The following is a 19947-nucleotide window of genomic DNA, read 5'->3' on the forward strand; positions in this document are numbered from 1 at the left end:
AGGGAAGAAAGGCGGTTTGACCATGACCGGGACGGAAATAGCACGCACCATCGATCACACCCTGCTGTCGCCCCTGGCCTCGCTGGCACAGATCGAGGAGCTGTGCAATCAGGCTTCCGGTTGGGGGTTTGCCTCCGTCTGCATTCCGCCCCGCTACGTTCCGGCGGCGGCGCGTAACCTGAAGGGGCTTCCCGTTGCCGTAGGTACCGTCGTGGGCTTTCCTCTGGGCTATGCCACAACGGCCACCAAGGTGTTCGAAACTGGCGAAGCTGTTGCCGCCGGGGCCGACGAGATCGACATGGTGGTCTCCCTCGGAGATGCCTGCCAGGGGCGAATGGATCTGGTCCATGAGGAAATCAGCCAGGTGGTTCTGGCTGCCGGGAAAGCGGCCGTCAAGGTCATCATCGAATGCTGTTATCTCCAGCCGCCCCTTCTGCGCCAGCTGGCGGAGGTGGTGATAGCGGCGGGTGGCCGCTTCGTCAAAACCTCCACCGGTTTTGGCAGCGGAGGGGCCGTGCTTGAAGATATCCAGCTTTTGCATGAAGTGGTCAGGGGGCGTATCGGGATCAAGGCCTCCGGAGGAATAAAGGACTGGGCAACCTGCAGAAATTTTTTGGCAGCGGGTGCCACGCGGATCGGAACCAGTTCCGCACTGGCGATCATGCGCCAGTTTTTGGAAGGGGAAGAAGCTTGAACCGCTGGAAAAGGGTTATCCTCATCACCCTGGACGGCGTCGGGGTCGGTGCCCAGCCGGATGCGGACGCCTACGGGGATGCCGGGGCCGATACCCTGGGACATGTCGCACGGGCCTGTGATGAGCTTTGTCTGCCCAACCTGGCCCAACTCGGTTTAGGGAACATCGTGCCGGTCGCGGGCGTTGCCCCCGCAGCACACCCGCTCGCGGCCTACGGACGAATGCAGGAGGCTTCTGCAGGCAAGGATACCACGACCGGACACTGGGAAATTGCAGGATTGATTCAGCGGGAGCCTTTTCCTTCATATCCGCTGGGATTTCCGGAAGAGATCATGGCTGCTTTTCGCCGCAAAACCCGGCTCGATCCTCTCGGAAACATTGCTGCAAGCGGCACTGAAATTCTTCGCCGGCTTGGAGAAGAACACTGCCGCACAGGACGTCCCATCGTCTACACAAGCGTCGATTCGGTTTTCCAGATCGCGGCCCACGAGGAGGTCATCCCCGTGGAAAAACTCTACGATATCTGCCGGACCGCCAGGGAAATCCTGGATCCCTACCGTATCTGCCGAGTCATCGCCCGCCCCTTTGCCGGACAGAATGCCGAAAGTTTCAAACGCACCGCGGGACGGCGGGATTTTTCCATGGAACCCAACGGAATCACTCTCCTCGATCGGTTGTTGCAAGCAAAGCTGGAGGTTCACGGGATCGGCAAAATCAAGGATATTTTCGCCGGCAGGGGTCTTTCCTCTTCCGTGTCCAGCAGCAGTAACGCCGATGGCATGATAAAAACGACCGAGGCCTTGTCCCTGGTAAAAAATGGCCTTATCTTCACCAATCTGGTCGACTTTGACACCCTTTTCGGGCATCGTCTCGACCCGATCGGATTCGGGCGGGCTCTGGAGGGATTCGATCGATGGCTGCCGGGGTTTATGGCGGTCATGGATGAAGGGGATCTCCTGATTCTGACCGCCGACCATGGCTGCGATCCAACGACACCGGGAACCGACCACACCCGTGAATACGTACCGCTTCTGGTCTGGCACAAGGGATTGCGGGAGGGTTTTTCTCTCGGGGTGCGCGAAACCTTTGCTGATCTGGCAGCGACCGTGGGCGAACTTTTTTCCCTGCCGATGGAAAACGGCACCGGGTTTGCCGAACAGCTGGAAAGCTGCGATCCTGCAGCTACTCCGGATAGAGGGAAGACTTCAACTGGGCGGGAGAGATCAATCTCAGAGTAGGTTCAAGAATTTCGGATGTCTTCTGACTTTCCAAAACCAGCCGTTCGCCCAGTTGGCGGGGAAGCCCTTCGAGAAAGCAGCTTTCAATGAAAGTCTGAAGGTCTTTCAGGGTTTTTTCGTCCAAAGAGGTGAACTCGACACCGATTCCCTGGAGAAAATTGTTTTCCGGATCGGGATTCACGCAATACAGCACCTTTCCTTCAAGTTCCACCTCCCTTTTCATGCCCATCAATGGAAAAGCGATATGAAACCGCTCCCCCTCCTTCAGGCGGAAGCCGGTTTTGATGAAGAGCCCTTTGGTGCTGAGGCTGAGAACTTCCGCCAGATGGCAGGTTCGACCCAGGCAAAGCATGCCGGGAAGTTTCATGGGCAGACGGATATTTTTTCGGGGATATTTTTCAAGGTACTTCTGAACCAGCTCGAACAGAGTGAAGATGTCGAGCGGTACCGACAGGGATTCGTGAGGCACGTTCAAATCAAAAGGGTCGGCGCCTTTACAGAGAATCAGCAGCGGAACGCCTTTGGCGGCGAAATGAAAAACTTCCTCCCGCAGTGGGCGCGCCCTTTCCTTAAGCAGTTTCTCCCCCATGATCAGCAGATCGGGTTCGGTCTCCTGAAGCAGCGCGAGAAGCTGACTGCTGCTGGATGACGCCAGGGCCCGGTATCCCCAGTGTTTGAGAATGGTTTCCAGGGTTGCGAGAAGCTTGTCCCGGTCATCACCGATCAGAACGCGTTTCATGGTTCCTTTTCACTTTCGTATGCAGGTTTCTTTCCCTAATCCCTGGTCAAAACATCGGGTTTAAGTTTTCCCCGACGCTGTTGCCATCCTCTTTCATATGCAGTTTTAAGTAGTTAATAACGTTATGCGTGCTGATCGTCAAGGGGAAAAACTGGACGGGTGGCCCTGTCTGTTCCAAGGAAAAGGGTAGGGGTCATAGGCCAATTATCGGCAGCAGCGGCCTCCCGATTCAATAAAAAAAGCGCCCGGCAAGGGCGCTTTTTTGTGGTCGGGCATTTACTTTTTTCTGGTCTTGGCCTTGGCAGCCCTGGCCTTGGCGAGATTCTCTCCAAGACCCCGATCGACGGCCATCTGCCGGCGGCTTTCAGAATAGGACCTGGCAGCCAGAGGTTGGCTGCGGGGAATGTCAAACTGCTTGCGATACTTCGAAGGTTTCATGTTGTGTGCGGTTTTCAGATGACGGGCCAGCGTCTTCATCGCTTTACCGCAGATCATACAGATGATCTTGTCCTTGCCAAAGGCTTTCTTGCGGGAAATGGCCGGCTCTTTTGTTTCTTCAACCTCGGGTACCTGGGAGACGACCTGCTCTCCTTTCTCAAGGCTCAAAAGGGCATTGTAGAGTTCAGCCACTTCGGATATCAACTCTTCTTTGGTAAGAGGTGTTGTGGATGCATGTGCAGCAACGATTTCCGTAGCCATTTCAAGTAAAGTAGCCATCAGACAAATCCTCCTGTTATCTTAATCTTCTGGGTTGGTTATCTCAATGGCATACTAATACAGCAAATTCGTGTAAAATCAAGTAAAAAAATCATCTGATCATGAAAAAATGCCGGTTTTGACTGAATATGGAAATAAGAGTTGATAGTGAAGGTTAGGGGACTTTTTAGAGTGTTCTCTGGAATTGCTGAAAAATTCTGTGAAATTTCTATCTCTTTGTGAATTGATTCTACCTGTGCTTCCCTGGATGTTTTGAGTAGAAAAACATTGCATTCAGGAACGGTGAAGATGTTTCAAGTTAAAAAGGTATTCCTACTGTTCGTCTATTCCTACAGCATGACGATCAGGACATTCGGCTTTTTTTCTATTGAATTAAGAAAAATTTCGACAGAAAGTTACAAAATCGCCAAGCCCGGTGCCTTCGTTGCGAAACCCGGCCTGAAAGGCAGTTCGGTAAAATGTGAAAGGCTTGACACCTTGGGTGCCCTGTGCTAGCTTGAAGGCCGCTTTCCAGGGCCATTTTTCTCAATGGAAAAGGTGGGTTGCCCGCTCTCGACGGGACTTTTTGGGGGCCCTTCCAAACGGATGCAGCAATAAAAGCCACAAAGACCATCGTGGCAGTGCGATGCGGGAAACGGAATTCCATTTTCTATTATGGAAAACTGGCCCGCGGGCTGGAAAAACAAGGAGGCTCGAATGAGCAAAATGCTGCTGTTGGCCGATGACAGCGTCACGATTCAGAAAGTCGTCGAGCTTATTTTCGCCCACTCGGATTATGGTCTGAAGTGTGTGGGCAACGGCGACGAAGCCCTTGAGCAGGCGCGCCTCTCCCGGCCCGACATCATACTGGCCGATGCTCATATGCCAGGCCGCAACGGTTATGATCTTTGTGCGGCCGTCAAAGCCGATCCGGCTCTGAACCGTGTCCCGGTGCTGATGCTGGCCGGCGCTTTTGAACCCTTTGACGAGGAGAAGGCCCGCTCGGTCGGCGCCGACGGCTGGATTGCCAAGCCTTTTGAGTCCCAGAGCCTGATGGACGAAGTGGAAGGGCTGTTGAGCCGATCGGCTGATGCGGCGGCTGCCTCCGCTTCCTCTGAAGAGGAGTCCGATCTCTGGGCCGATCTTGGCCTCGAAAATGCCGATGCCGGATCCGGAGAGGGTGAGCAATGGATCGACGACGAAGAACCTTTTGTGACCTCTGCCCCTACAGCTTCCCCGGAACCCTCATCAGCCGCTCTCATGTCCGAAGAACCTGGTTTTGCCGCCGAGGAAGAATTCCTTTTCATCGATGAAAGCGATCTGCTCGAGGATGAACAGGTCGAAATGGAATCCCCGGCCGAATCCGATCTGGATGATTTCGTCTTTGACGAGAGCGAAGAGACTGAATCGGAGACACTTCCGGAAACCATGACCGAAGAGCCGGAAGTCGCCTTTTTCCCGAATGGGAAGGCGGAAGTGCTCCCGGAAACCATTGAACCGGACATGGTCGATGCGGAACCGGCCGAGTTTGCAATGGCAGAACCGGAAACGGCAGAACTTGAAATGGCGGAACCGGAACTGACCGAGACGGAAACCACTGAACCGGAACCGGCCACAAACGAACCTGCTGCACGGGCAGCATTCCCGATCCCTGCCAAGGGGAACGGTCTCGATTATTTCAAGAACGCGGGGTTGATCAGCCGCCTGGCCGAACCCCCCAAGGTGGAAATTCCGGCTCCGGAGCCAATCGTCTGGCCGCAGGAGGATGCTCCTGTTCAGGGGCTGACCGAAGTGGACGTGGAACAGCGGGTGCAGGCGCTTTCAGAGGAACAGTTGAACCAGATCGTGGAGCGGGTCGCCGGGGCGGTCATCGAGCGGCTGGCCGGTTCCATTCTCGAAAAGATCGCCTGGGAGGTCGTTCCCGACCTAGCCGAGGCCATGATCAAGGAGGAGATACGTAAAATCACCGAAACCTCCCACTAAGCCACCGTCCGCCAGGTTTACATCCGATACTGTTGACTGCTCAAATGGGGATTGCTAAAATCCCCATTTGCTTTTATGAGCGAAATTTCTGGAATGCCGGAAGGACGAACACTTGATGAAATCAGAACTTGCCAAAGGCTACGATCCCGCTGAAGTGGAAGACAAGTGGTACGAGATCTGGGAGAAGAGCGGCTTTTTCCGGGCCGATGAACACTCCTCCAAACCACCCTATTCGATCGTCATCCCCCCGCCCAATGTCACCGGCGTGCTCCATATGGGGCATGCGCTGAACAATACCCTGCAGGACATCCTGGCCCGCTGGAAACGGATGAGCGGCTTCGAGGTGCTGTGGCAGCCCGGCACCGATCACGCCGGTATCGCCACCCAGAACGTGGTGGAAAAGCAGCTTGCCTCCGAGGGTCGGGATCGTCACGAACTGGGACGGGAGCGGTTCGTGGAAAGGGTCTGGCAGTGGCGCGAGGAATCGGGCGGACAGATCATTCATCAGCTCAAGCGTCTCGGTGCCTCCTGTGACTGGGAGCGGGAACGTTTCACCATGGACGAGGGGTTGTCCAAGGCGGTGCGGGAAGTGTTCGTGACCCTTTTCGAAGAAGGGCTGATCTACCGTGACAATCGCCTGATCAACTGGTGTCCGCGGTGTCATACCGCCCTGTCCGATCTGGAGGTCGAGCACCAGGAACAACAGGGGCAGCTCTGGCACCTGCGCTATCCTGTCAAGGAGAGCGACCGCGTGCTGGTCGTCGCCACCACCCGCCCCGAGACCATGCTCGGGGATACGGCCGTGGCGGTTCATCCTGAAGACGAGCGTTATGCCGGGCTGATCGGCAAAACCCTGCTGCTGCCCCTGGTCGGCCGGGAAATTCCCATTATCGGTGACGAGTATGTCGACCGGGAATTCGGCAGCGGGGCGGTCAAGATCACTCCCGCCCACGATTTCAACGATTTTGAGATCGGCAAACGCCACAATCTCGAATTCGTCAACATCTTCGACGAATCGGGCGTGGTCAACGCCGAAGGCGGGATCTATCAGGGCTTGGACCGTTCCGAGGCCCGCCGCCGGGTGGTTGAGGATCTCCGCCAGCAGGGGCTGCTGGAAAAGGTCGACGACCACCTCAACGCCGTGGGCGAGTGCTACCGCTGCAAAACCGTCATCGAGCCGTACATGAGCCTGCAGTGGTACGTCAAGGTCGGCCCGCTGGCGGAGCAGGCCATTGAAGCGGTCAACCAGGGTCGCACCCGCATCGTTCCGGAACAGTGGGAGAAAACCTATTTCGAATGGATGAACAACATCCGCGACTGGTGCATCAGCCGCCAGATCTGGTGGGGACATCGCATCCCCGCCTGGTATTGCGGCAGCTGCGGCGAAATCATCGTCTCCCGTGAGGATCCCGCCGCCTGCAGCAGGTGCGGGAACGGGGAGCTGCGGCAGGATACCGATGTCCTCGACACCTGGTTCTCCTCGGCCCTGTGGCCTTTTTCGACCATGGGCTGGCCCGAGAAGACCGTTACCCTGGAAAAGTTTTATCCGACGTCCTGTCTGGTCACCGGTTTCGACATCCTGTTCTTCTGGGTGGCCCGGATGATGATGATGGGACTGAAGTTCATGGGGCGGGTCCCCTTCATGGATGTCTACATTCACGCCCTGGTCAGGGATGCCAGCGGCCAGAAGATGAGCAAGAGCCGGGGCAACGTCATCGATCCGCTGACCGTCATCGACGAATACGGCACCGATTCCTTCCGCTTCACCCTTGCGGCTTTCGCCGCCCAGGGGCGGGACATCAAGCTGTCGGTGGAGAGGATTGCCGGCTATCGCAATTTCGTCAACAAATTGTGGAACGCCAGCCGTTTCGCCCTGATGAATCTCGAGGGGTTCGATCCTTCCGCCATCGACCTGAAAAAGGCTTCCCTGTCGATGGCCGACCACTGGATCCTGACCCGCCTGAATGAAGTCGTCCGGGAGACGGAGCGGGCGCTGGCCGAGTACAAGTTCAATGACGCCGCGGGTGCCCTCTATGCTTTTACCTGGCACGAGTTCTGCGACTGGTACATCGAGCTGATCAAGGACGACCTTTACGGCGAGGACGCGCAGCGGCGCCACACCTCGCAGGCCGTTCTTTTCACCGTTCTGGAGCAGCTGCTGCGCCTGCTGCACCCCTTCATGCCCTTTGTCACCGAGGAGATCTGGCAGGTGCTTCCGGGCGGGCGTCCGGCACCTTCCATCATGGTCGCCGATTATGTCACTCCTTTAGCCGTCATGCCGGATCGGGAGAAGGCGGAAAAAATGATCCTGATCATGGAAGTCATCAAGGGGATTCGCAATATCCGGGGCGAGATGAACGTACCTCCCGGCAAGAAAATCGCCGCCGTTCTCGATTGCAGGAGTCCGGAGTCGGTCGCCCTTCTCCAGGCCGGGGAGGGTTATGTGCGGTCTCTGGCCAAGGTGGACGATATGCAGTACGGTCTCGGGATGACCCGTCCCGCCCAGGCCGCCACCCAGGTAGCCGGTGATGTCGAGATCCTGCTGCCTTTCGCCGGAATGATCGACGTTGCCGAGGAGCAGAAGCGCCTGCAGAAGGAGATTGCCAAGATCGAGAAGGATGTGACCATGTTCAGCAGCAAGCTGAACAATGAATCCTTTGTCGCCAAGGCGCCGGCCGACGTGCTGGAAAAGAACCGCGCCAAGCTCCAGGAGGCTCAAGACAAGCTGCAGATCCTGCAGGAGAGCCTGGCCAAAATCGCTGTCATGTAGGAAGGCTAAAGGACCACAAGGACTTCAAGGACAGCAGGGACTGATAAAACAGACAAGGCCGTTTTCGGTATCGCCACCGAAAACGGCCTTTTTTTTCCTGCTGCCTTTGAAGTCGCTGAGGTCCTTTTCAGGCCCCTTGACCAAGCCCCTGCAGAACCTCCAGCAGGTACTCCCTTATCCTGCGGCTGTCGCGCATTTCCAGAGCCCTGGCGGTCGCCTTTTCGGCCTCTTCGATGCTCAGTCTCTGCAACAGCGCCTTGGTCCTTGGTATAAAAGGCGCAGCCATCGAAAACTCACGGATGCCCATGCCGAGCAGTGCCAGGATATGGGCCGGATCGGAGGCCATTTCACCGCACAGGCACAACCCTTTTTCTGCTTTTCGGGCCACCTCGGCAACCTCCTGCAGCACCAGCAGCACAGCGGGATGCAGGGGATCGTAATATTTGCTGACCAGAGGATTGTTGCGGTCGGCGGCCAGCATGTACTGGATCAGATCGTTGGTTCCCAGGGCGAAGAAATCGACTTCCTGAGCCAGCTGCGGAGCCAGTTTCACCGCTGCCGGAACTTCAATCATCACCCCCAGGGGCAGGAATTCGCTGAAGGGAACCTTTTCCTCCACCAGATTCAAGCGGGCTTCCTCGATGACCTCCTTGCAGGCATGGAGCTCATCCAGCCCGCTGATCATCGGGAAAAGCAGCTTGACGGGCCCGTGGATGCCGGCCATCAGGATGGCTTCAATCTGGGTCCTGAAGATGTCGCGATTATCCAGGGACACCCGCACGGATCGCCAGCCCATGAAAGGGTTCTCCTCCTTCGGCGGCCGGAAATAGGGCAATCCCTTGTCGCCGCCGATGTCCAGCGTGCGGATGGTGACCGGCAGCCCGGCAAACCCTTCCACCACCCGGGCATAGAGGCGGTACTGTTCTTCCCGACCGGGAAAATCCGCCCGGATCATATAGGGAAACTCTGTCCGATAGAGACCCACTCCCTCGGCCCCGTTGCGCTGGGCAATGGCGATGTCGCTGACCAGTCCGATATTGGCCCGCAAGACGACACGGGTGCCGTCCCTGGTAATGGCCGGCAGGTGGGCGAATTCCTCCAGCAGATGCAGCTGATTACGGGCGTCATCCTCAAGCCGCCGGTACTCTTCGACGATGTTTGGGGGCGGCTGCACATAGAGACAGCCGGAATTGGCGTCGAGAATGACGGCATCTTCCGGGCGCACCGCTTTGACGGCTCCCTTGACCCCGACCAGAGCCGGGATGCCAAGGGCTTTGGCCAAGATGACAGCATGGGAGTTCTTCTCTCCGGATTCGGTCACGATGCCGAGGATCAGTTGGTGATCCAGGGCGGCCATATCCGAAGGGAGTATTTCCCGGGCGACGAGAATGCCGGGGTGGTTCAGTTCCATCACCGGGGTCTCCCGCCCCGTCAGGTTGGCTGCCAGCCTGCGTCCGATGTCCCGCATATCCGCGGCCCGTTCCCGCAGATAGGGGTCGTCCATGCGCTCGAATGCTTCTATATACTGATCAACGACGGTCTTCAGGGCATAGAGGGCGCTGTGGCCCTGTTCGATCTCTCCCTGCAGTCTCTGCAGAAAGGCCCGGTCCTCAAGAATCATAAGGTGTGTATGGAAGATGGCGGCATCATCCGGGGAGAGCCGCTCGGCCATGCGTTTTTCCAGAAAAAGGGTCTGGATGCAGGTCTTTTCCAGGGCCTGCTCGATTTTCTCCAGTTCCTCCTCCCGGGATCCGACCTTTTCATCGTGCAGGATATCGGCAAAACCACATTGGCTGACCATGAGATGAGCCGGACCGGAGGCCAGCCCGGGATAGGCGACGGTGCCGCGCAGGAGGGCCTTTCTTTGGATTTCGACAGGGGGTGAATCGGGCTGAAGGAGGGATTTGCGGGTCTGTTCCAGCTCCCTGGCGTAACGGTCCGCCTCCTGCTCCTTCTGATGGATAAAATCAAGAAGCCGGGCATTGATGACGATGGAGGCCACCTGGAAGGCGATGGTCGACAGGGCGCTGATCTCCTCTGTCGAAAAACGCCGAGGCTCCCGGGTCTGAATCACCAGCACCCCGATCGGCAGTTTGCGGTCGAAAAGGGGGATGCCGAGGAAGGAATGGAAAAGTTCCTCCCCGGTCTCCTCGAAATAACGGTAGCGGGGGTGGGTCTGAGCGTCCTCGATGGCCACCACCCGGCGCTGTTCGGCGGCCAGGCCGGTGAGTCCCTCGGTGATTTTCATGGTAACCCGGCCCACCGAGGCCGAGGAAAGGCCCTGTGTGGCTCGCAGTCGCAGGGTTTCCCCATCGGCCTCCATCAGATAGATGGAGCAGACCTCGGAGTTCATCCGGCGGGCGACCAGCGAAACGATATTGTTCAGGGTTTCGTCCAGATCGTGAGACTGCAGGATCAGAGTGCTGATATCTTCCAGCGTGGCGACGCCGAGTTGCTTCACTGTTTGTTTTCCTGATTCCGGGATGATGGTTTTCCAATTCGCCATTTTAAACAAACCCGGAGGATTTTGCCAGCCGGATTTCCGTTGCGGTTTGGAGGATCAGAGGCGGGACCGGAAGCGGCCCACTTCCTCGCTGAAGTGACAGGCGGCCAGGTGTCCGCCCCCCTTGTCCAGCAGGGCCGGGCTTTCGTGGCTGCAGATTTCCCGGGCATAGGGGCAGCGGGGATGGAAACGGCAGCCCTGGGGCGGGTTGATGGGGGAAGGGATTTCCCCCTTGAGCAGCTTGCGCTGCCGGGGGATGGCGGGATCGGGGATCGGCACGGCATTCAGCAGCGCTTCCCCGTAGGGGTGCCGGGGACGACGGTAGAGTTCGCTCGCAGAGGCCAGTTCGACGATAGACCCGAGATACATGACCGCTACCCGGTCGCTGATATGCTCCACGACGGACAGGTCATGGGCGATGAACAGGTAGGTGAGCTCGAATTGCTGTTGAACGTCCTGCAGCAGATTAATGACCTGCGCCTGGACCGAAAGGTCCAGAGCGGAGACCGGTTCGTCGGCGACCACCAGACTCGGCCTGACCGCCAGGGCCCGTGCTATACCGATGCGCTGACGCTGGCCGCCGGAAAATTCATGGGGATAGCGATAGAGATGTTCCGGCCTCAAACCGACCGTATCGAGCAGTCGGGCCACCTCCTGCTGCAAGGCGCGCCCCTTGGCCAGCCCATGGACTTTCAGCGGCTCACCGACGATTTCAATGACACGCATGCGCGGGTTGAGGGAGGCGTAGGGATCCTGAAAGATCATCTGCATGTCCCGTCGCAGAGGTCGCATCGCCCTTGGCGGCAGCTTCAGGATATTCTGTCCGCGAAATACGACTTCCCCGCTGTCCGGCTCCAGAAGGCGCAGAAGACATTTTCCTGTGGTCGACTTGCCGCAGCCCGATTCGCCGACCAGGCCAAGGGTTTCCCCCGGGCGCAGATGAAAAGAGACATCGTCTACCGCTCTCAGGACCTGGGTTTTGCCTCCCGGAGCCTTGCTGGGCAGCACAAAAAACTTGCGCAGATTTTGAACGGATAGCAGCAGATCCATCACAGGCTCCAGCAGCGGACGAAATGTCCCGCTGAAATTTCCCGCAAGGGGGGAAGTTTGCCTTTGTAGGTGGCGAAGGGCTCGGCGCACCGGTCGAGAAAGGTTTCCTCCCTGGCGAATTCCCTTTTGTCGGCGCTGCCGTTGATGACCGCCAGGCGACGCTGTTTCTGCCCCAGCCGAGGAATGCAGTTGAGCAGTCCCTGGGTGTAGGGGTGGGCGGCCTGGCTGAATATGGTCTGGACGTCGGCATATTCCATGATCAGCCCGGCATTCATGATGGCCACCTTGTCGGCCGTTTCCGCCACCACTCCAAGATCATGAGTGATCAGCAGGGTGGCCATGTTACGCTGCTCCTTCAGCTGACGCAGCAGGTCAAGAATCTGGGCCTGGATGGTGACGTCCAAAGCTGTGGTCGGCTCGTCGGCGATCAGCAGCTGGGGATCGCAGGCCAGGGCCATGGCGATGACGATCCTCTGCCGCATTCCGCCGGAAAGCTGATGGGGGTATTCCCGCAGTCGCCGGGATGGATCGGAAATGCCAACCTGCCCGAGCAGTTCCCCGGCCGCATCCAGAGCCTGCCGCTGGGTATAGGCCCGGTGCAGCTGCAGGACCTCCGCAATCTGTTCGCCGATGCGCAAAACCGGGTTGAGGGCGGTCATCGGCTCCTGGAAGATCATGGAAATGCGGTTGCCGCGGACCCGTCGCATTTCCGTCGGCGGCAACCGCCGCAGGTCTTCCCCGCGAAAAAGAATCTGCCCTTCCACGATTTTTCCGGGCGGAGGGACGAGTCGCAGCAGGGACAGGGCCGTCATCGATTTGCCGCACCCCGATTCTCCCACCAGAGCCAGGGTTTCCCCCTCCTCGATGATGAATTCGATTCCGCGAACCGCCTTGACAAGGCCGGCCTCGGTGAAAAAATAGGTCATCAGATTGCGGACATCGAGCAGTGGCGGCATATATTGGCCTCGAGTTGGAATGGCGAAAACAATCTACCCGGATTTCCCTGGCTGGTCAAGAACCGGGCGGAACCGCAAGCCTTCCCAAGGATTCCCCCTCATGCTAGAATGCCGGCTTCTTGAGCAAAAAATCAAAAACATTCACCACAGAGCACACAGAGGGGCACAGAGAACGGCAAAAGCCAGCCCGATATATTTACCATTCAATCATAAATCTATGTTTTTCTCTGTGTTCTCTGTGTGCTCTGTGGTGAGAGGCTTTAGGGTTTCAATCTTGAAACTTGTCTGGTGGATAAATCCAAATATTGAACCAAGGAATAACGCATGACTCTCAATCAGGAACAATTACTGCGCGTGCTCGCCTGTCTGGTCTCGGAGACCGGCCTGAGTCGCATGCAGGTGGACAATACCGTCGCTCTGTTGGGGGAGGGGGCCACCGTCCCCTTCATCGCCCGCTACCGGAAGGAACGCACCGGAGAGCTCGACGAGGTGCAGATCCGCAACCTGGAGGAACGTTTCAACTATTACCGGGAATTGGAGGAGCGCAAGGTCACGGTCCTGAATTCCATCGAGGAACAGGGGAAACTGACTCCGGAGCTGCGCAGCCGCATCGAGTCGGTGCTCCAGAAAACCGAGCTGGAAGACCTGTACCTGCCCTACAAGCCGAAACGGCGCACCCGCGCCACCATGGCCCGGGAGCGGGGACTGGAACCCCTGGCAGCCCTGATGGCCGAGCAGCCGCCGGGGGTGAACCCGGAAACGGCCGCGGAACCCTTCGTTGACCCTGAAAAAGACGTGCCGGATACCGCCGCAGCTCTGCAGGGGGCGGGGGATATCCTGGCCGAACGGCTCAGCGAGGATGCCGACGTGCGGGCCATGGTGCGCCGTCTGACCTGGGAAAAAGGCCTCTTCTGCTCCCGGGTGTCTACCGACCATGCGGGCAAGATCAGCAAGTTCGAAATGTACTACGATTACCAGGAACCGCTGCGGGGCATCCCCTCCCATCGCATGCTGGCCATGCGCCGCGGGGAAAAGGAGGAGGTCCTGAGGCTTTCCATTCAGGCGCCGGAAGAGGAGATCCTGCCCCTATTGCGCAAGCGCCTGGTCAAAGGGGAGAGTCTTTTCAAGCCTCTGCTGGAGAAGATCGCCGAGGATGCCTACCGGCGCCTTATCGCCCCTTCCATCGAAGTGGAGTTGCGCCTGGAGACCCGGAAGCTGGCCGAGGAGGCGGCCATCGCGGTCTTTGCCGACAACCTCAAGAACCTGCTGCTGATGCCCCCTGCCGGGAGCCTGCGGGTGCTCGGCATCGACCCGGGTCTGCGCACCGGGTCCAAGCTGGCAGTGGTCAATGACACAGGGCCTTTTCTGGAACATGCCACCATCTACCCCCATGCCGGCAAGGGGCGGGTGGAGCCTGCCCGGGGGGAGTTGCTGAGGCTGGTGCAGAGCCACGGCTGCGAGATGGTGGCGGTGGGCAACGGCACCGCCGGGCGCGATATGGAGCGCTTCGTGAGGGAGACCTTTGCCGAGGCCGGCCTGAAGCTGCCGGTGGTACTGGTCAACGAGGCCGGCGCCAGCGTCTATTCGGCTTCCGACATCGCCCGGGAGGAGTTCCCGGAGCTGGATCTCACGGTGCGCGGGGCCATCTCCATCGCCCGGCGGCTGCAGGATCCCCTCGCCGAGCTGGTCAAGATCGACCCCAAGAGTATCGGCGTCGGCCAGTACCAGCACGACGTCAATCAGACCCAGCTGAAAAAGACCCTCGACCAGACCGTCGAAAGTTGCGTCAACTTTGTCGGCGTCGATCTCAATACCGCCTCCTGGGCCCTGCTCAGCTATGTTTCGGGGATAGGCGAAAACCTGGCCAAAACCATCGTGCGCCATCGGGAACAGAAGGGGGCGTTTCCCAGCCGCCAGGCCCTGCTCGACGTCCCCCGGCTCGGGGCCAGGACCTTCGAGCAGGCGGCGGGATTTCTACGCATTCGCGGAGGGGATCAGCCCCTGGACAACACGGCCGTTCACCCGGAAAATTATCCTTTGGTGGGAAAGATGGCGGCCGATCTCGGCGTTTCCCTGCTGGAGCTGGCCGCCGACCCCGGTCATGTCAAACGGATCGATCCTGCCCGCTATGTCACCGATCAGGTCGGCCTGCCGACTTTGCGCGATATCCTCGAGGAACTGAAAAAGCCCGGGCGCGACCCTCGCCGGCAGTTCGAAACGGCGGCGTTCCGGGATGACGTGCAGGAGATCGCCGACCTGAAAGAGGGGATGATCCTGTCCGGCACCGTCACCAACGTTACCGCCTTCGGCGCCTTTGTCGATATCGGCGTGCATCAGGACGGTCTGGTCCACGTCAGCCATCTGTCCCGGCGGTTCGTCAAGGATCCGGCCGAGGTGGTGCGGGTCGGCGATCTGGTGAAGGTCAAAGTCCTGTCCGTTGACGTGACGCGCAAGCGCATCGCCCTTTCGATCAAGGAAGCCATGCCCGAAGGGGAGGAACGGAAAAAGAAAGTAACCCAGCCCGTCAAATCCCCTGCCGTCGACGATAAAGCCGCCTGGGAGCGGGCCGGATTCCGGATAAAAAAATAGTTGGAGGTCTGTAAAAAATGGTCGATCTGCATCTGCACAGCACTTTTTCCGACGGTGTCCATACTCCGGCTCGACTGATCGAGCTGGCTGCGGCGGCCGGACTGGAAGCCGTCGCCATTGCCGATCACGACAATATCGACGGTACGGAGGAAGCCATGACAGCGGGCCGAATGCGGCAGGTGGACGTGCTGCCGGCCGTGGAGTTGTCGGTGATATGGGAGGATTACGAAGACATCCACCTGCTGGGCTACTGCTTCGATCATCGGGCGCCGGCGCTCAGGGAAGCGCTGCGGGAGTTTCAGGATTATCGGGAAAGCCGAAACGAACGGATCGTGCAGCGGATCAACGAACGGCTGCGGCAGGAAGGACGGGAGCTCCTGGATTTTGAAGAGATCCGGCGCCGGGCGGAAGGCACCCTCGGCCGGCCCCATATCGGCATGGCTCTGATCGCCAAGGGCCATGTCGGCAATATGGAGGAGGCCTTTCAGCGCTACCTGGTGCCCTGCAATATGCCGAAGCGTTTTTTCCCGATCCAGGAAGCGATCGACCTCATCCACCAGGCCGGAGGGATGACCTCCCTGGCGCATCCCCCCTACATCACCAACGACCGCAAGAAACTGCAGAAGCTGTTCGACCGTTTCGCAGCCCTGGGGCTGGACGGCATCGAAGCCTACAACAACCGGTCGACCAACGACGACATCGACTGGTACATCAGCCAGGCCCGGCGGCGGGACCTGGCGGTGACGGGAGGGTCGGATTTTCACGGTACGGAGGGGGGAGAACTGGTGATCGGAGGCATCCGCGGCAACCTGCGCATCCCTTACTGGTGCGTGGAGGAAATCCGGCGCAAGGCGGCGCAATTTTCCTGAAAAGAAAAATGACTGTTGGAAAACCAAATCTATTAACCACACGTTCGCTTCGCTCACTAGAGGACACAGAGACCACAGAGAGAGGCCAGAGAGAAAAATCCTTAAGTTTTGAGAACTTCTCTGTCCTCTCTGTGTGCTCTGTGGTGAGAGCTTTTGGTTTTGATGAAGACTTAACCGGGAAAGGTGGATGACCAGTCAGATTTAGGTTTTGGGAATCACATCGTCCGGACCGGCGGCGTACCGGTCGAGCAGCACGTCGATGGGGCAGGGCGGCAGGATGTGGCGGATGGGCAGGTCCTTCCCCCGGCGCCAGGCTGCCACCGCCTCACGTTTTTGCTCCCCGCAGGCCAGCACCAGAACTGCGCGGGACAGACTGAGGGTTGCGGCTCCGAGGGAAACCCTCTCCGGGGGAGGCTTGGGGGCGGCGAAGACGGGGTGAACGAGTTCACCGGGCGGGTGATGGTGACCGGGGAACAGGCTGGCGGTGTGGCCGTCCTCGCCCAGACCGAGCAGGACCAGATCGAAGGGGAGGATCTCTTCGATCAGGGAAGCATAGAGCCGGGCCCCCTCCCGGGCTCCCCGCTCGGCCGGAATCGGATGGAAATTTCTTGGAGGCAGGGACGCACTGCCTCCCAAAGCGTGGAGCACCATGAGGCTGTTGCGCCCGGGGTCGTCGGCGGGCAGGCAGCGCTCGTCGGTCAAGTAGATCTCCCACCCGGTCCAGTCCCTGACCGCATCTGACAGCAGGCAATAGACCGGCTCAGGGGTGCTGCCTCCGGCGAGGGCGATGCGGAATCGCGGCCGCAGCAAAAGGGTTTCCGCGGCGGCCAGCAGGATCCGATTGCAGGCATCGGCCGCGAGGTCCGAGGCGTCTTCGAAAAGATGCCAGCGGAGGTTCTGGGCGGCAATTCCGCCTGAATCCTTCGGTCCCGTCATTCGGAAGCCTCCAGCCCCAGGTTGAGCGAATTGCGCCAGTACCAGCACTGCTTGTCGAACAGCCTCCCGGATTCCTCCGGTCCCCAGGAGCCCGCCGCATACCGGCTCGGTGGTTCCTTCTGCTCCCCCCACCTTTGCAGGACCGGGTCCACCACCTCCCAGGCGCTTTCCACCTCGTCGTAGTTCAGAAACAACGACCGGTCCCCCTTGACGAGATCCAGCAGCAGTTCCTCATAAGCGTCGTTGGTCACCTCGTCGGCGCGCCGGAAACTGGCATTCAGCCCGGTGCGGCGGGTAATCATCTCCAGGCCCGGCTTCTTGACCGTCATCTCCATGCGCAGACATTCGTCGGGCTGAATACCCATCAAAAGCCAGTTGGGATCTTCGCACTGGATGTTGCTGGCGCGAAAGAACTGCTGCGGAGGATGCTTGAAACAGATCGCCACCATCGACTGCTTGTCGGCCAGACGCTTGCCGGTACGGAGGTAGAACGGCACTCCCGCCCAGCGCCAGTTGTCGATATGGAGTTTGAGCGCAGCGAAGGTCTCCGTGCGGCTGTCGGGAGCGACCCGGTCCTCTTCGAGGTAGCCCCTGACCGCCTGGCCGTCGATCCAGCCCGGTCCGTACTGGCCCCGCACGGCCACCTGGTCCACCTCCTCGGGGGCGATGGGGCGGATGGAACGGAGCACCTTCAGTTTTTCGTCATGCAGGGCCCGGGCATTCATGGCGACCGGCGATTCCATGGCGACGAAGGTCAGCAATTGCAGCAGATGACTCTGTACCATGTCACGCAGCGCGCCGGTATCGTCGTAAAAGCCGGCGCGACTGCCGACGCCCCGGCTTTCGGCATGGGTGATCTGGACATGGTCGATGAAATTGCGATTCCAGAGGGGTTCCATCAGGACATTGCCGAAACGGAAGACGATGATGTTCTGGACGGTTGCCTTGCCCAGGTAGTGGTCGATGCGGAACAACTGCTTTTCCGTCAGGAAACGGCTCAGATGCTGCTGAAGTTGCGCCGCCGACCGGCTGTCGAAGCCGAAGGGTTTTTCGATGACCACCCGGCGCCAGCCATCCGCTTCATCCAGCAATCCGGTCGCGTGGAGGTGCTCGATCACGCCGCCGTATTCGGTCGGACTGATGGCCATGTAGAAAGCGACGTCAGGAGGGAAAAGGGTCTTGTCGCCGAGCCGTTCCCGCAAACGGGAGTAGGCGTCTGCATCCCGCAGATCCCCCTGATGGTAATCGAGACGGTCGGAGAAGCGATGAAAAACCTGGGGCTGAAGGCCGTCCCGGGCGGTGGCGGACAACGCCTGCCGGGTCTCCTGCAACAGCTTTTCCCGGTCCCATGGCCGACGGCCGGAGGCGAGAATCCGGGTGCCGGCCGGCAGGCGGTTAACAACGTCCAGGTGATAGAGGGCAGGGATCAGCTTGCTGCGGGCCAGATCCCCGGTGGCGCCGAAAATGACGAAGGTGCAGGGTTGCATCTCTAGTATTCCTCTTGAACAGTCCAATCGGTGTGGAAAAAGGTCCCCCTCGGTCGATCGGTCCGCTCATAGGTGTGGGCGCCGAAAAAGTCCCGTTGCGCCTGGATCAGGTTGGCCGGCAGGTGCTGAGAGCGATAGCCGTCGAAAAAGGCGAGGGCGGAGGAAAAGGCGGGAAGAGGGATGCCGAGATCGCTGCCCAGCGTCACCGCCTGGCGCAGGCCCCCTTCCCCCAGCAGGAGGGCACGGGTAAAGAAATCGGCCAGCAGCAGGTTGTTCAGTCGGGGATTGGCGGCATAGGCCTCCGCGATGTCCCGCAGGAAGCGGCTGCGGATGATGCAGCCGTTGCGCCAGGTGAGGGCGACATCCCTGCAGTTCAAAGACCATCCATACTGTTCGGCGGCGGCCTGCAGCAGCATGAACCCCTGGGCATAGGAGACGATCTTGGCGGCATAGAGCCCCTCTTCGACGGCCTGCAATGCCTGCCTTGGGTCCTGGCTTAAGGATCTGCTGCCATGGCCGAACAGGGTGGCGGCCTCGCGTCTTTCTTCCCGCAGCGAGGACAGCCCTCTGGCAAAGACCGCTTCGGCAATCAGCGTCAGCGGCACGCCCAGTTCCAATGCGGCGGCAACAGTCCAGTTGCCGGTTCCCTTCTGCCCGGCCACATCGAGGATCTTGTCCACCAGAGGCTGACCGTCCTCGTCTTCCGCTGCCAGGATTTTTCCGGTAATCTCGATCAGATAGGAATCGAGGGGGCCCCTGTTCCATTCCTTGAAGACGAGGGCCTGGTCCACGGCGGGAAGATTCAACCCGTCTCTCAGCAGGTGATAGGCCTCTGCGATGAGCTGCATGTCGCCGTACTCGATGCCGTTGTGGACCATTTTCACGAAATGTCCCGCACCCTCCTCGCCCATCCAGCGACAGCAGGGGTCGCCTTCGACTTTGGCGGCGACAGACTCGAAAATATTCCGGACAGCAGACCAGGCGGAGGGATCCCCGCCGGGCATCAATGATGGACCGTGGCGGGCGCCCTCCTCGCCCCCGGAAATGCCGAGGCCCAGAAAGCGCAAGCCCTTTGCCGCCAGCGCCGCAACCCGCCTGCCCGTGTCCTGGTAGTGGGAATTGCCGCCGTCGATGAGAATGTCGCCGGGATCCAGCAGGGGGAGCAACTGTTCGATGAGGTCGTCCACCGCCGGACCGGCCTTGACCATGAGAAGGATGCGCCGGGGAGATTCGAGCCGCGCCACCAGGTCCTTCAAGGAGCGGCAGCCGATGATGGTCGTGCCCGCCGCCGGTCCAGCGAGAAATTCGTCGGTCCTGGCTCCGGTCCGATTATAGACTGCGATCCTGAAACCCTGGCCGTGAATGTTCAGTGCCAGGTTCTGGCCCATGACCGCCAGACCGATCAGGCCGATATCCGCCTTGTCCATATGCCTCCTT

The 19947-nt window shown here is 59.3% G+C and carries 14 protein-coding genes; 6 read left to right on the forward strand and 8 right to left on the reverse strand.

What is annotated here, in order from left to right; all coding sequences use genetic code 11:
• Positions 1–22 precede the first annotated feature (22 nt).
• Both deoC and R2940_02050 read left to right on the forward strand, forming a co-directional pair.
• A complete protein-coding gene (gene deoC / locus R2940_02045) occupies positions 23–694 on the forward strand; it encodes a deoxyribose-phosphate aldolase (protein MEZ4598552.1) in 672 nt (223 codons plus the stop codon).
• A complete protein-coding gene (locus tag R2940_02050) occupies positions 691–1932 on the forward strand; it encodes a phosphopentomutase (protein ID MEZ4598553.1) in 1242 nt (413 codons plus the stop codon). The genes deoC and R2940_02050 overlap by 4 nt, the downstream gene beginning before the upstream one ends.
• Here R2940_02050 and R2940_02055 read toward each other — a convergent pair.
• Positions 1877–2671: a PilZ domain-containing protein gene (locus R2940_02055; GenBank protein ID MEZ4598554.1), complete on the reverse strand. Its 795-nt coding sequence runs from the start codon at positions 2669–2671 to the stop codon at positions 1877–1879. The two genes, R2940_02050 and R2940_02055, sit on opposite strands and share 56 nt — an antisense overlap.
• Before the next feature lie 276 nt (positions 2672–2947).
• On the reverse strand, positions 2948–3388 hold the full coding sequence (locus tag R2940_02060) for a MucR family transcriptional regulator (protein MEZ4598555.1): 441 nt from the start codon (positions 3386–3388) through the stop codon (positions 2948–2950).
• A gap of 696 nt (positions 3389–4084) precedes the next feature.
• Here R2940_02060 and R2940_02065 point away from each other — a divergent pair.
• Together R2940_02065 and R2940_02070 are read left to right on the forward strand one after the other, a co-directional pair.
• Positions 4085–5350 carry a response regulator gene (locus R2940_02065; GenBank protein ID MEZ4598556.1) on the forward strand — a complete coding sequence of 422 codons (1266 nt, stop codon included), beginning with the start codon at positions 4085–4087 and terminating at the stop codon, positions 5348–5350.
• Between the two features lie 115 nt (positions 5351–5465).
• Positions 5466–8120, forward strand: coding sequence for a valine--tRNA ligase (locus R2940_02070; protein MEZ4598557.1), 2655 nt, complete (start codon positions 5466–5468; stop codon positions 8118–8120).
• A 127-nt stretch (positions 8121–8247) separates the two neighbouring features.
• Here R2940_02070 and ptsP read toward each other — a convergent pair whose 3' ends face one another.
• From ptsP to R2940_02085, 3 genes are all read right to left on the reverse strand, one after another.
• A complete protein-coding gene (gene ptsP, locus R2940_02075; GenBank protein ID MEZ4598558.1) occupies positions 8248–10581 on the reverse strand; it encodes a phosphoenolpyruvate--protein phosphotransferase in 2334 nt (777 codons plus the stop codon).
• A gap of 99 nt (positions 10582–10680) precedes the next feature.
• Positions 10681–11673 (reverse strand): ATP-binding cassette domain-containing protein, encoded by a 993-nt coding sequence (locus R2940_02080; GenBank protein MEZ4598559.1) that lies wholly within the window; start codon positions 11671–11673, stop codon positions 10681–10683.
• A complete protein-coding gene (locus R2940_02085; protein MEZ4598560.1) occupies positions 11673–12629 on the reverse strand; it encodes an ABC transporter ATP-binding protein in 957 nt (318 codons plus the stop codon). The genes R2940_02080 and R2940_02085 overlap by 1 nt, the downstream gene beginning before the upstream one ends.
• A 324-nt stretch (positions 12630–12953) precedes the next feature.
• Between R2940_02085 and R2940_02090 the strand changes: the two genes are divergently transcribed.
• Both R2940_02090 and R2940_02095 read left to right on the forward strand, forming a co-directional pair.
• Complete coding sequence (locus R2940_02090; GenBank protein ID MEZ4598561.1) at positions 12954–15218, forward strand: Tex family protein; 2265 nt, start codon at positions 12954–12956, stop codon at positions 15216–15218.
• Between the two features lie 17 nt (positions 15219–15235).
• Complete coding sequence (locus R2940_02095) at positions 15236–16087, forward strand: PHP domain-containing protein (protein ID MEZ4598562.1); 852 nt, start codon at positions 15236–15238, stop codon at positions 16085–16087.
• Positions 16088–16288: 201 nt separating this feature from the next.
• Here the strand turns inward: R2940_02095 and pgl are convergent, their stop codons facing one another.
• The 3 genes from pgl to gnd are packed head-to-tail and all read right to left on the reverse strand — an operon-like array spanning position 16289 to position 19937.
• Positions 16289–17023 carry a 6-phosphogluconolactonase gene (pgl, locus tag R2940_02100; protein ID MEZ4598563.1) on the reverse strand — a complete coding sequence of 245 codons (735 nt, stop codon included), beginning with the start codon at positions 17021–17023 and terminating at the stop codon, positions 16289–16291.
• Entirely contained in the window at positions 17020–18510 is a 1491-nt protein-coding gene (gene zwf / locus R2940_02105) for a glucose-6-phosphate dehydrogenase (protein ID MEZ4598564.1), read from the reverse strand. The genes pgl and zwf overlap by 4 nt, the downstream gene beginning before the upstream one ends.
• Positions 18511–18512: 2 nt before the next feature.
• A complete protein-coding gene (gnd, locus tag R2940_02110; GenBank protein MEZ4598565.1) occupies positions 18513–19937 on the reverse strand; it encodes a decarboxylating NADP(+)-dependent phosphogluconate dehydrogenase in 1425 nt (474 codons plus the stop codon).
• Between the last annotated feature and the right edge of the window lie 10 nt (positions 19938–19947).

This window comes from Syntrophotaleaceae bacterium (assembly GCA_041390365.1).
Taxonomy (GTDB): domain Bacteria; phylum Desulfobacterota; class Desulfuromonadia; order Desulfuromonadales; family Syntrophotaleaceae; genus JAWKQB01.